A 12,573-nucleotide genomic window follows, 5' to 3' on the forward strand; every position below is an offset into this window, starting at 1 on the left:
AAAGCTGTTTCCGGGGCCGTCGGCCGGACGCCCCGGTCGTTCTGTTCGACGTCGCGAGAACAGAGTTGCCCACGGCATCCCCGGCGAACCCCCGTCCCCTCCCGATTACCTCGCAAGCGTGAGGAACCGCGGTTAAACCTCATCGGCACGGAAGAACCGCAGTTCACGGCGCGGAAAGACCCTTGGGCCGAACCTCCGGGGAAGAGGGGGGAACCCCCTTACGGAACAACGGGTTTCAGCTCTCGGGCCCCTGGGGGATGCCCCTCAGGGCCGCCGCGAAAGCCTCGTAAGCGGCTGCGTCGAAGAGCACGAACCGCACCTCCTCGACCTCCGTGCGGGCCGTCCGTACCGTCTCGACCGCAATCCGGGCCCCGTCCGCCATCGGCCAGCCGTAAACGCCGGTGGAGACAGCCGGGAACGCGACCGTGCGGGCGCCCAACTCGTCGGCCACCCGCAGTGATTCCCGGTAGCAGGAGGCCAGCAGTTCCGAGCGGTCCTCGTCCCGCGACCAGACCGGGCCCACGGTGTGGATCACGTGCCGGGCGGGCAGCCGGCCCGCCGTGGTCGCCACGGCCCGCCCGGTCGCCAGGCCTTTGCCGTAGTGCGAGCGGCGCAGTTCCCGGCAGGCGGCGAGGATGTCCGGCCCGCCCTTGCGGTGAATGGCGCCGTCGACGCCGCCTCCGCCGAGCAGGGAGGAGTTCGCGGCGTTGACCACCGCGTCCACCGCCTCGTCGGTGATGTCCCCCCGTACGAGCACGACACGCATCCCGCTCTCCTGTTCTTCCGCCGGTCCCCGGAGGCCCGGGGAGGTCCGGGGACGGTACCGCCCCTACCACTTTCCCGCCCCCGGGCCGCCACTCCGGGGAGCGGGGAACAGCCCGCTCCCTGGAGCGATGCATACGACGGGATGACATGGGACGCAGCCGCGTCACACGTATGGGTGGGTATCGGAGGCCCTCACAGCGGGTACGGGGCCGCCGTGGCGGATGGGCCGGGCGATCCCGGCGGAGTCCGGTCCGGAAGGCGAAACAGCCGGTGGGAAAGGCGTTTCCGGCTCTCATCGATCCACGGCATGCGCGTGTCTAACCCGAAGCCGACGCCTAAATTGTTCAGAATGTCACCTACTGCCCCAGTTGAAACTACGAAGTTTCGTTGCCGAGGAGCGTGTCATGCAGGTTCGCAGGTGGCTCCCTGACCAGCCCACCAGCATCGGCCGCCATGACTGGCCGGACGAGGGCGTCGAGGGAACACATCTGCGACTGCGGGCCGGCTCCATCGTCGTACTCGACCGGCAGGCCTGGCGCGTCCTGGAGATCACCGGGTACCCCGGCAACCAGTGGCCGGAAGCCTACGAGAAGGCGTGGCGCGACCACGTGGAGCTGTGGTGGCACGCCAACGAGCTGCGCCGGGCCAACAACCAGGCGGTCAAGCCCGCTCCGGAGCGCGAGGAGTTCTACAAGCGCCCGGTGGTGCTCGTCCTGCGCAACGACAACCTGCCCCGGTCCGCGCCGAAGCACTGGTGCGCCCCCGCCAGCCAGGACTGGCAGGTCCTCCCCGAGCACTACGCGATCTGCCGTGCCTGCGGCGAACTCCCGCCCTGCCACCACGGGGAGTACCCCCGCGAGGAAGGCCCCCGCAGGCCGGAGCAGAGCGGTGGCATCCCGTTCCTCGTGCCGCAGGGCTGCTGCATGGGATGCGCCGAGCAGATCAAACCGCGCATGCGGACCGTACGGTTCCCGGGCCCCAACCTCTGGTACCCGGACCTCGGCGAGGACACGGCGGTCTTCCACGCCCGGTCGTCCTGCGAGGACCAGGTGGAGTGCTACCGCGCGCAGTGGCAGAACGAGTACGAGCCGCCGGCCGCCCCCTCCAGCACTTCGGCCTTCCCGGGCTTCGACCACTTCGTGCTCCCCCGGGCCCGCCAGCAGCAGCCGCAGGCCCCGCAGCACCAGGCCTCCCCCACGCAGGCCCAGGCGCAGGCGCACGCCCCGGCGCACGTCCAGGCGCAGACGGCGCCGTCCCCGCAGTCGTCGGCCCCCCGGATCCAGCACTCCCCGGCGGGGGCCGCCCCGGCCCCGCTCCCCGCCCCGCACTCCCAGCCGCTGCCCCCGGCGGTTCCGCACCCCGGGGACGAGACGCACACGACCCCGGTGGCCGGTTCCGGCACCTTCTCCCCCTTCTTCGAGGGGTACCGCCCGGACCCGGACCGCTACCCGGCGCCCCCGACCGCCCCGTCCGGCGACACGGACCGCTACCCGGCCGCTCCGGCCGCCTCCGTGCCGGACCCGGGACCCACGGGTCCCGCGATCCGCGCGGCGGAGGAGCTGAGCCGCACCCTGACCGAACGCCCGGCCTTCCACAACGCGGAGCAGGCGGCACGCGTCATCGAGGAACTCACGGCGGCGGTCCGCAACATCGCGCTCTGCCTGAACAATCCCCCGGCCCGCAACCACTCCTGAGCACCGGCCCGTCCGGCGGATCGCACCCGGGCGTGCCCGGCCCTGCCGTCCCCGGGAGGTCCCGCACCGGGAGGTCCCGCACCGGGCGGGCCCGCGTCCCCACACACGGAGCCGCCCGCTCCGTACGCACCCGCTCCGTGCGCCCCGGTCCACGCCGCTCCGGACGGCCGCCCCCGCGCCGCCCCGGGTCACCTCATGAAGAAGGGGCACCCCGTGCGGGGGCGCCCCTTTCCGGCCGGCGCGCACGCCGGTCCGCTGCGGTGGGTGTGGGATTTGAACCCACGGAGACATCGCTGCCCCGACGGTTTTCAAGACCGTTCCCTTAGGCCGCTCGGGCAACCCACCCCGCGCCGCCGGTGAGTCACGGGCGGCGCGGGAGACAGCCTAGCCGGTCAGCTGTCGCCGGTGCGTTCGCCCAGGACGACGGTGGTCGTGGCGGTCCTGCCGTCGCGCTCGTAGGTGATCTTCACCGAGTCGCCCGGCTTGTGGGTCCAGATCTCGCTGATGAGGGTGGGGCCGCTGTCGATCTGGCGGCTGCCGAAGCCGGTGATCACGTCGCCCGGCTTCAGGCCCGCCTTCGCGGCGGGGCCGTTCGGGGTGACCGAGGGGGTGCCGCCGGTGCCCTGGGGGGCGATCGTGGCGCCCTCGCCCTTCTCGTTCATGTTCACGGTCGCGCCGATGACCGGGTAGACCGGCTTGCCCGTCCTGATGAGCTGCTGGGCCACGTTCTTGGCCTGGTTGACCGGAATCGCGAAGCCGAGGCCGATCGAGCCCGCCTGGGACTGGCCGAAGCCGCTGCCGGTGGACTGGATCGCCGAGTTGATCCCGATCACGGCACCGCCGGCGTCGAGCAGGGGGCCGCCGGAGTTGCCCGGGTTGATCGAGGCGTCCGTCTGGAGCGCGCTCATGTACGAGTTGCCGCCGCCCGAACCGTCACCGGAGGCGACCGGGCGGTTCTTGGCGCTGATGATGCCCGTCGTCACCGTGTTGGACAGGCCGAACGGCGCCCCGATCGCGATCGTCGAGTCCCCGACCGCGACCTTGTCGGAGTCACCCAGCGGCAGCGGCTTCAGGCCCTTCGGGGCGTTCGTGAGCTTCAGCACCGCCACGTCGTAGCCCTCGGCCCGGCCGACGACCTGCGCGTCGTACGTCTTGCCGTCGGAGAAGGTGACGGAGAGCGTGCCGCCCTCCGCCGCCGACGCCACCACGTGGTTGTTGGTGACGATGTGGCCCTCCTGGTCGTAGACGAAGCCCGTGCCCGTGCCTCCCTCGCCCTGCGCACCGCCCGACTTCGCCTGGATGGTGACCACGCTCGGCAGCGCCTTCGCCGCGACCGCCGCGACCGTCCCCGGGTCGCGCTTGAAGGAGGCCGGGGCCTCGCCCGAGGAGACGGTGGTCGAACCGGTGCCGTCGTCGTCCCGCTGGGCCGCCCAGTAACCGACTCCGCCGCCGACGCCGCCCGCGACGAGCGCCGCCGCCAGGACGGCCGCCACGAGGCCGCCGGCCCGTCCGCGCGGCGCGGCGGGGGGTACGGGTGCGTGCGCGGCGCCCCAGGCGGGGGCGGCCGGCGGGGGCGGCGGCCAGCCGCCCGCCGAGGCGGGGGCGGGGCCGCCCGGGGCCGGGGCCGGGGCGGGGGTGTGGGCCGGGGCTCCGGAGGTGTGGCCCGGAACAGCCTGTCCAGGGGTGTGGTCCGGGACGGCCGGGGCGGGGGCGTGGTTCCCGTCCGGTCCGGGGGCGTGGGCCGGGGCCGTCGGGGGTGCGGGAGGCGTCGGAGGGGCGGACGGAGCAGCCGGGTCCCCCGGAACCGCCTGGCCCTCGTTCTCGTTGCTCACAACTCGCTCTCCTCGTTGACTGCGTTCGACTTCGTATGCCCGTGCGTGCCGTGCGGGAACGTCCTCGGCCGCGCGGGGCGGACCGCTCCGGTCCCCAGGATGCCGCCCTCAGCTTTTCCCACCGCGCGTCAGGCCACGGTAAGGCGGAGCTGTGCGTTCGCACCCCTTCCTTTATATACGGACAGAACGGACCGCCCTCGGCGTGCTCGCCACACCCCGCCAATGGCACCATGACGCGGTGACTCACGCACGGCAGCACCCGAACCGCGTCCCCCTCCAGGTCGTCGCCCACCGCGGAGCATCCGAGGACGCACCGGAACACACCCTGGCCGCCTATGTGAAGGCCATCGAGGACGGCGCCGACGCCCTGGAGTGCGATGTCCGGCTCACCGCCGACGGGCACCTCGTCTGCGTCCACGACCGGCGCGTCGACCGCACCTCCAACGGCCGCGGCGCCGTCTCGGCCCTCGAACTCGCCGATCTCGCCGAGCTGGACTTCGGGACCTGGAAGGGCCGGAGCGAGTCGGAGGAGAGCCCCGACCGGCGGTCGCCCGGGGACACCTCCGTCCTCACCCTGGAGCGCCTCCTGGAGCTGGTCTCCGACGCCGGGCGCCGGGTCGAGCTGGCCATCGAGACCAAGCACCCCACCCGCTGGGCGGGACAGGTCGAGGAGCGGCTGCTCCAGCTCCTGAAGCGCTTCGACCTTCACGCGCCCGCGTCCCCCGAGGACTCCCCCGTACGGATCATGAGCTTCTCGGCCCGTTCGCTGCAGCGGATCGCCGCCGCCTCGCCGACGCTGCCCACCGTCTCCCTCGCCCAGTTCGTCTCGCCCCGGCTGCGGGACGGGCGGCTTCCCGCGGGCGCGTGCATCGCGGGACCCTCGATCCGGATCGTCCGGAACCATCCCACCGTGATCCTGCGGCTCCAGAAGGCCGGGCACCAGGTCCACGTCTGGACGGTCGACGGGGCCGAGGACGTCGAACTCTGCGAGCGACTTGGCGTGGACGCGATCATCACCAACCGCCCCAAGCAGGTACTGGCCCAGCTCGGACGCGGCTGAACCCCCCTCTTTCCTCCCCTTCCGCCCCTTGCGCACCGGGCGACAAAGGGGACAACAGGGGTTACGGAGAGTGCACCGGCGCGTTCCAGGCGTACGCGATCGTCACGAGTGCCTCATCGAACGTCGATTGGCCGGTTTCCGGTCCAGGTCATCGGGGCATCCACACGGTGGCGTGGGGGCAAAGGAGGTCTCGGGGGTGGCGTTGGTGGTGGCACAAGAGGTGCCCACGTCGTCGAGCATGGCCGTGCCTCATGGCCCTGCCGGCGTGGGTGAGGCGCGGCACCGGATGCGGGACGAGCTGTACCGCAGCGGAGTGGCCGAATCGGTCGTCGACGACGCGGTACTGATCCTTTCCGAACTGCTCAGCAACGCCTGCCGGTACGGCAGGCCACTGGGCCGGGCGGAGCGCGGTGACGGGGACGTGCGGGCGGCCTGGCGGGTCGACCCGGCCGGCGGGCTGCGGGTCGAGGTCACCGACGGCGGTGGTCCGACGCGACCCGTCCCGTCGACGCCCTCGGTCACCGCGCGGGGTGGCCGCGGACTGAACATCATCGGCGCGCTGGCCCAGGACTGGGGCGTGCGGGACAGCGCGACCGGCGAGGTCACCGTCTGGGTGGTGGTCACCGAGGGACACCGGCGCGAGGACTTCGCGGCACGCGTCGGCGGCGGTTCGGGGTTCGAATTCCTGGACGCGTACGACGACCTGGACTGAGCCCGGCTTCCCGGGGGGCCCGGGGCCCACGGGGCTCCACGGGTCTCCCGCGCGTCGGGGCCCGGCGTCCGGAGCCGTCGGTTCCGGGGTCCTCGTTCTCCACGGGCGGCGGCCCGCCTGAGGGGGTGCGGAGGCCGGGACGGCTAGGCTCCCGCCCGGAACAGCACCGCCGTACCGGCACGGCGCCGTCGTGAAGAGCACGGCGGAACCGTACGGACACGGCGCCGCCGCGATCGGGAGAAAGCCACACCATGGCCAAGAAGCGCCCCCAGACGAAGGCCGGCAAGGCCGGCCAGGCACAGGTCACGAACGGGGAGGTGCCGGTCGTCGGCGCGCGCGAGCCGTGCCCGTGCGGCTCGGGCCGCCGCTACAAGGCGTGTCACGGCCGGGCCGCCGCGCACGCCGTGACCGAACTCGTCCAACGCCCCTTCGAGGGCCTGCCCGGCGAATGCGACTGGGTCGCGCTGCGCGAGCTGGTGCCCGCCGCCACCGCGCCGCTCACCCTGAAGGGCGGACTGCCGGAGGGCGTGCCGTCCGTGACGCTCGCGACCGTCCTGCCGATGGCGTGGCCGGCGATCCGCCGGGACGACGGCTCCGTCCTGCTCGCCCTGCAGAACGATTCCACCTCCGGCGACCTGGCCCGCGACCTCGCCGACACCCTCCAGCGCGCCCTGGACGCCGAGCCGGGCACCCCCGTCCCCGCGCGCCGCGTCCCGGCCGAGGGCCCGCGCCTCCAGGACCTGCTGGACACGGACGCCGCGTTCGCCCCCGAGGTCCACACGGGCTTCGAGTTCTGGATTCCGCAGTCCGCGGACGGCGCCGACCCGGAGGTCGCCGCCTCCCTGGAGCGGGCCAACGCCGCCGCGATCCCGACCGCCAAGCTGGCCGGCGTCGTCTCCGCGTACTGGTGCGAGGTCCCGGGCAAGAACCACCTGCGCTGGGTCATGCCGCACCCGGAGGAGAAGCTCCTCGACGCGCTCGCCCGGCTCCAGGCCTCCGGCGCCACCTCCCTCGGCCCGGACACCCGGCTCGTCGGCTCCTTCCGCGCCCACGGCCTGGTGGTGCCGGTGTGGGACCTGCCGTCGTCCATGACCGCCGAGGAGTGCGAGAAGCCGGCCGCCGAATTCGCCGAGCGGCTGTCCGAGGCGCTCGCCTCGGACGTCCCGCTCACGGCGGAGGAGCGGCGGGCGCGCGGCGGCCTCACGAACCGTCAGGTCACTCTCAGCTGACGCTCCGGGCGGTATTCGTGACCGGCAGACCGACCAGTCGGTGACTTCTGCCACAACCCGGTCTTCGGACACGTAAATCCCTGTCCGAATAACCGAGATCGAATTTGCGAACAGCAGATCTCTTGTTACCGTTCTGGAAGCCCGGTCGCTGGTGCATCCCCCGTCGCCAGCGACCGGGCCTTTCCATGTCCGCTTCCGGTCCGCCGAAGCGTCCGACGCCCAACTCCCCTCACCCTCCGTCGTGTTGCCGTCCACTCTCAGCAGCGGCCGGAGCGCCGCCGGCACCTACGAATTCCGCACCTCCGTATAGGGCACCGTCCTGTTCCCGCCGGACTCCCGGGATGTTTCACGCCCCCGGTTCATCGCGCGGCGCACCGCGCGCCGCAAGCGGAGGGTCGGACTTCCGGACACCGTGGGGGTCGAGAACGCGTCGATTTCACGGGCGGCCACGTTCCGGCGGTACGTACGGAGCCGGACGATCAAGCCTTCTTTCAAGACACACGGACGCGCCTCCGTCCCTTCCGGAAAGGCGAGTTCCGGCCCACGGGATGCCGAACCCCGGGGAAGGTGCGGGTGGGGGAGGAGTGGGGTTTCCGCGTACGGAGGCCCGGACCATGGCGCGTACGGAGGCCCGGGGCGCGTGTGCGGAGGTCCGGGGCGCGTATGGAGAGGCGGGCTCGTGTGGAGGGCCGGGGCGCGCTCGTTCGGGTGAAAAGGTGCGCCGCCGGGACCGGGAGGGCGACGGATCGCCCCCCCTGTTCCACGACGGCGTGGCGACCCGCTCTCAGTACGCGAGCCGGCTTCCGCCGTCCGGGGTGCTCGTGCTCGCCTCGACCAGGGCGTCGACCACCGCCTCGACGTCCGGCAGCCACGGCCGGGCCGAACCCGCGAGCGGGGCCCGCTCCCACCGCACCTGGCCGGTCCCCGTGACCGAGGGCGGCAGCGGCAGGTAGCCGCCCTCGCCGTGGAACCGCAGCGAACTGGGCACGCCGTCCTTCGCGTACAGCAGCTCGCCCAGCCGTTCCAGGCCGTACGGGGCGACCAGGATCGACCAGCGGGTCGGGGTCGCGACCACCGGGCCGAGCCGCATGTCCGTCGCGTCGAGCGCGGCGAGGGCCCGGGCGCCCGCGATCGCGGGCAGGCTGACCGCGCAGGGGGCGCGGCCGCCCGTGGCGAGGAGCACGGGGGCGTCCGGGCGCCTGGTCCACCACCAGCGGATCATGCGCTCGTCCGTGGTGGCCGCGAGCAGTCCCGGGTCGTAGGGGTGCGCACCGGGCACCACGCAGTCGGGGTCGGGACAGGAGCAGGCGCTCCCCGGAACCGTCCGGGGCGGCTCCTCCGGGTCCACGGCCGCCCAGGGCCTGGGGGGCGCGGCCTTCCGGGGCGTTTCTCTCAGGCCCGCGCCCGGCAGGACGGGCCAGTTCCACTCGGCGCCGAAGGTGACCGCCGCGTCGAGCCGTGCGGACCTCGCCTTGCGCCGGAACCGGAGCCTGCGTCGCCTTCCGGGGATCTCGCGCATGAGCGCTCGTTCCTTTCCGTTGAACGCCGAATTCTCATCGCGTCTTGTCACGCCGTGTCATGTCATGTGCGGAACTCTTCACCGTGCGAACAGCGCGTACCGGGTCGGTGAGGGCCGGACCGCCGCGGAGCGGGAGCCGGCCGGACCGGGGATCGAGGGGGAACCCGGTGGAGCCAGGGGTGGAGCGCGGTGGAGCCAGGTCGGAGCCAGAGCGGTTCGGAGCACGTTCCCCGCCGTCCGGTGGCGGGCGGCGGCCCGCGGCATGGAAGACGCCGGGGTCCCGCATCTCGTTCCGGGGCGCTGCAACTGCCCCTGCCCGTCACCGTTTACGTACCCAGAGCGTTTGGAATGACGCACCTTCAAACGACGTCAGTCGACCGCAAAAGGTGCACACCGGGGATAATTTTCGGCCAACTTCTCTCGGACTTCAACCCTTCTGCGCAGCCTCTCGGACACCACAAGTCCCATGGGGACAATGCTGGACATCGCTCCTCTTGTGCGTGTACATGTGGGTACATCGAGCGGCGCAGGATGACATGGGGGTTCGCCATGCTATGGCCTCAAACGCACCGGTCGGAAAGCCGACCGACATGAGCGCCCCGCACATCCCGAAAGTGGCTGGAATCGATTCAGCGGTTTCCGCGCCACCGCACACTACGGCCCCCCTCAACGGGGTCCCCCCGGCCGCCGCTCCCGCCGACGCGCCCCTTCCGCCCGGGGTCCTGATCCAGGACCGGCTGGCCTCCTGGGTCTCCGACCTCACCACCCTCCACGAGCTCACCGAGCGCCTGATCAGGACCTCCTCCCTCGACGAGGCCCTGCGCGAGGTGCTCGGCGCCGGGGCCGCCCTCGCCGGCGCCCGTCGCGGCATGGCCGTCCTCGAACCCGCCGACGGCCTCGGCCCCACCAGCACCGTCGGCCTCGGTCTCGCCCATGCCGACCTCGGCTTCATCGAGACCGTCCCGTGCGGCGCGGGGGGTTACGGGCACCTCCTCGACGGCCTGCCGGGGCCCGGGCGTGCGGAAGCCGAGCGCTCCGGGACCGCACGCACCGGAGCCGGCCGTCCCGCCTCCGAACCGCCCGGGGCCGGCCGTCCCGGTTCCGCCCGCCCCGCGCGCGTACCCGACCCGATCGCCATCCGTGACGTCCGCACCGAGGAAGGCCTCGACCCGCGCCACCGCGAGGTCGCCGCCCGGCTCGGCTACGCCGCCAGCTACGCCCTCCCCCTCGCCACCGAGGAGTCCGGCCGGCTCGGCGCCGCCGTCTGGTTCTACGACGAGCCCGCCGAGCCCGACGAACGCCGGCGCCACCTCATCGGGCTCTACGGCCGCTTCGCCACCGAGCACCTCGCCCGCCTCCTCCAGGTCGAACGCGCCCGCTCCCGGCTGGCCGCCGTCGCCGAGGAACTGCTGCCCAGCCGTCTCCCCCGCGTTCCCGGCGTCCGGCTCGCCGCCCGCCACCACACCGGCCCCCGGGGCGGCGGCGACTGGTACGACGCGCTGCCGCTGCCCGACGGCGCGCTCGGGCTCGCCGTCGGCTCCGTCACCGGTACCGGGCCGGGCGCGCTCGCCGCCATGGGCCGGCTGCGCGCCTCCCTGCGGGCGTACGCGGTGATGGAGGGCGAGGACCCGGTCGCCGTCCTCTCCGACCTGGAGCTCCTGCTGCGGCTCACCGAGCCCGCCCGCTCCGCGACCGCGCTCTTCGCGTACGCCGAGCCCGACCGGCGCCGGATGGTGCTCTCCGGGGCCGGGCACGCGCCGCCGCTGGTGATCGGCGACCGCCGCACCGAGTTCGTCGAGACCTCGCTCTCGGCGCCGCTCGGGATGCTGTCGTGCTGGGAGGCGCCGAGCGTGGAGCTGTCCCCCGCGCCCGGGGAAACGGTGCTCCTCTACACGGACGGGCTGCTGCGCCGTACCGGTGACACCACGGACCGGGCCTTCGCCCGCCTCCACGCCGCGGCCGCGAGCGTACCGGCGGCGGGCCGGGCCGATCCGGGCGCCGTCATCGACCACGTGCTGCGGGCCCTGCTGCCCGGGGGCGTCGATCCGTCCGCGGAGGGCGAGGACGTGGTGCTGCTCGCGGCCCGCTTCGAGTGAGCCGTCCGTCCCTGCGGGACCCGTAACCGGACCATGATGTTCCGGTAATGGGTCTTCCGGCCCTGGGCCCCCTTCCGCACGACCGTACGATGGTGGGGGTTCAGTGTCGTACCAGAGGAGGCAGACCCGTGGCCGAGGAGCTCACCCCGGAGACCCCGGAAGAGATCGAGGACCAGCCGATCAAGCAGCGCAAGAACGGCCTTTACCCGGGCGTGTCCGACGAGCTGGCCGAGAACATGAAGTCCGGCTGGGCCGACACCGAGCTGCGCGACCTGGAGCCCATCGCCCAGGCCGACAGGACCGCCGCGCGCCGCGCCGCGCTCTCCGCCCGCTTCCCGGGCGAGCGCCTGGTCGTCCCGGCCGGCAACCTGAAGACCCGGTCGAACGACACCGAGTACGCCTTCCGCGCCTCCACCGAGTACGCGTACCTCACCGGCGACCAGACGCAGGACGGCGTCCTCGTCCTGGAGCCGGCGAAGGACGGCCACGAGGCCACGATCTACCTGCTGCCGCGCTCCGACCGCGAGAACGGCGAGTTCTGGCTCGACGGCCAGGGCGAGCTGTGGGTCGGCCGCCGCCACTCCCTCTCCGAGGCCGAGCAGCTCCTCGGCCTCCCGGCCAAGGACGTGCGCGAACTCGCCGCCGCTCTCAGGGAGGCCACCGGTCCCGTCCGCGTCGTCCGCGGCCACGACGCCGGCATCGAGGCCGCGCTGACCGACAAGGTCACCGCCGAGCGCGACGAAGAGCTGCGCGTCTACCTCTCCGAGGCCCGCCTCATCAAGGACCCCTTCGAGGTCTCCGAGCTGGAGAAGGCCTGCGCCGCCACCGCGCGCGGCTTCGAGGACGTCGTCAAGGTCCTCGACAAGGCCGAGGCCACCAGCGAGCGCTACATCGAGGGCACGTTCTTCCTGCGCGCCCGCGTCGAGGGCAACGACATCGGCTACGGCTCCATCTGCGCCGCCGGCCCGCACGCCACCACCCTGCACTGGGTCCGCAACGACGGCGACGTGCGCTCCGGCGACCTGCTGCTGCTCGACGCCGGCGTGGAGACCCACGAGCTGTACACCGCCGACATCACCCGCACCCTGCCGATCAACGGCACGTACACCGAGATCCAGCGCAAGGTGTACGACGCCGTGTACGAGGCGCAGGAGGCCGGCATCGCGGCGGTGAAGCCCGGCGCCGCCTACCGCGACTTCCACGACGCCGCCCAGCGCGTCCTCACCGAGAAGCTCGTCGAGTGGGGCCTCGTCGAGGGCCCGGTCGAGCGCGTCCTGGAGCTGGGGCTCCAGCGCCGCTGGACCCTGCACGGCACCGGTCACATGCTCGGCATGGACGTCCACGACTGCGCCGCCGCGCGCACCGAGGCGTACGTCGACACGACCCTGGCGCCGGGCATGTGCCTGACCGTCGAGCCGGGCCTGTACTTCCAGGCCGACGACCTGACCGTGCCGGAGGAGTACCGGGGCATCGGCGTCCGGATCGAGGACGACATCCTCGTCACCGAGGACGGCAACCGGAACCTCTCGGACGCGCTGCCGCGCCGCTCCGACGAGGTCGAGGCGTGGATGGCCTCGCTGAAGGGCTGACCTCCGCGTACGTTGGAACACGAAGGGCCTCCGCCGACCGACCGGCGGGGGCCCTTCTCCGTACCGTCGTTCCGTCC

Annotated in this window: 8 protein-coding genes, 1 tRNA gene and 1 pseudogene; 6 read left to right on the forward strand and 4 right to left on the reverse strand. The window is 73.1% G+C overall.

Features of this window, described 5'->3' with window-relative positions:
* Positions 1–235: 235 nt before the first annotated feature.
* A complete protein-coding gene (locus ACZ3IL_RS09755) occupies positions 236–766 on the reverse strand; it encodes an O-acetyl-ADP-ribose deacetylase (RefSeq protein WP_467388409.1) in 531 nt (176 codons plus the stop codon).
* A gap of 403 nt (positions 767–1,169) precedes the next feature.
* On the opposite strand from ACZ3IL_RS09755, the gene ACZ3IL_RS09760 reads away from it, so the two are divergent.
* The gene (locus tag ACZ3IL_RS09760) at positions 1,170–2,459 is read left to right on the forward strand and encodes a hypothetical protein (protein ID WP_467388411.1); all 1,290 of its coding nucleotides are present in this window, start codon (positions 1,170–1,172) and stop codon (positions 2,457–2,459) included.
* A gap of 258 nt (positions 2,460–2,717) precedes the next feature.
* Here ACZ3IL_RS09760 and ACZ3IL_RS09765 read toward each other — a convergent pair.
* Both ACZ3IL_RS09765 and ACZ3IL_RS09770 read right to left on the reverse strand, forming a co-directional pair.
* Positions 2,718–2,804 (reverse strand) — tRNA-Ser (locus tag ACZ3IL_RS09765).
* A 47-nt stretch (positions 2,805–2,851) separates the two neighbouring features.
* Positions 2,852–4,291, reverse strand: coding sequence for a S1C family serine protease (locus ACZ3IL_RS09770; protein WP_467388413.1), 1,440 nt, complete (start codon positions 4,289–4,291; stop codon positions 2,852–2,854).
* A 238-nt stretch (positions 4,292–4,529) separates the two neighbouring features.
* Between ACZ3IL_RS09770 and ACZ3IL_RS09775 the strand changes: the two genes are divergently transcribed.
* The 3 genes and pseudogenes from ACZ3IL_RS09775 to ACZ3IL_RS09785 all read left to right on the forward strand — a co-directional run bounded on the left by ACZ3IL_RS09775 (position 4,530) and on the right by ACZ3IL_RS09785 (position 7,292).
* On the forward strand, positions 4,530–5,351 hold the full coding sequence (locus ACZ3IL_RS09775) for a glycerophosphodiester phosphodiesterase (RefSeq protein ID WP_467388415.1): 822 nt from the start codon (positions 4,530–4,532) through the stop codon (positions 5,349–5,351).
* A 108-nt stretch (positions 5,352–5,459) separates the two neighbouring features.
* Positions 5,460–6,063, forward strand: a pseudogene (locus tag ACZ3IL_RS09780) (ATP-binding protein).
* A 251-nt stretch (positions 6,064–6,314) separates the two neighbouring features.
* A complete protein-coding gene (locus ACZ3IL_RS09785) occupies positions 6,315–7,292 on the forward strand; it encodes a DUF5926 family protein (protein WP_467388417.1) in 978 nt (325 codons plus the stop codon).
* A gap of 784 nt (positions 7,293–8,076) precedes the next feature.
* On the opposite strand, the gene ACZ3IL_RS09790 is transcribed toward ACZ3IL_RS09785, so the two are convergent.
* Entirely contained in the window at positions 8,077–8,811 is a 735-nt protein-coding gene (locus ACZ3IL_RS09790; protein ID WP_467388418.1) for a bifunctional DNA primase/polymerase, read from the reverse strand.
* 554 nt (positions 8,812–9,365) lie between these two features.
* Here ACZ3IL_RS09790 and ACZ3IL_RS09795 point away from each other — a divergent pair.
* Positions 9,366–10,907 carry a PP2C family protein-serine/threonine phosphatase gene (locus tag ACZ3IL_RS09795; protein WP_467388420.1) on the forward strand — a complete coding sequence of 514 codons (1,542 nt, stop codon included), beginning with the start codon at positions 9,366–9,368 and terminating at the stop codon, positions 10,905–10,907.
* Positions 10,908–11,035: 128 nt separating this feature from the next.
* Entirely contained in the window at positions 11,036–12,496 is a 1,461-nt protein-coding gene (locus ACZ3IL_RS09800) for an aminopeptidase P family protein (protein WP_467388422.1), read from the forward strand.
* Positions 12,497–12,573 lie beyond the last annotated feature (77 nt).

Source organism: Streptomyces sp. NPDC014907, assembly GCF_055562975.1.

What these genes read in the sequence shown, in the direction of transcription:
- ACZ3IL_RS09785 (WP_467388417.1), top strand. Translation starts at nt 6,315, where the DNA reads ATGGCCAAGAAGCGCCCCCAGACGAAGGCCGGCAAGGCCGGCCAGGCA.
- ACZ3IL_RS09790 (WP_467388418.1), bottom strand. Translation starts at nt 8,811, where the DNA reads ATGCGCGAGATCCCCGGAAGGCGACGCAGGCTCCGGTTCCGGCGCAAG.
- ACZ3IL_RS09795 (WP_467388420.1), top strand. Translation starts at nt 9,366, where the DNA reads ATGGCCTCAAACGCACCGGTCGGAAAGCCGACCGACATGAGCGCCCCG.
- ACZ3IL_RS09760 (WP_467388411.1), top strand. Translation starts at nt 1,170, where the DNA reads ATGCAGGTTCGCAGGTGGCTCCCTGACCAGCCCACCAGCATCGGCCGC.
- ACZ3IL_RS09755 (WP_467388409.1), bottom strand. Translation starts at nt 766, where the DNA reads ATGCGTGTCGTGCTCGTACGGGGGGACATCACCGACGAGGCGGTGGAC.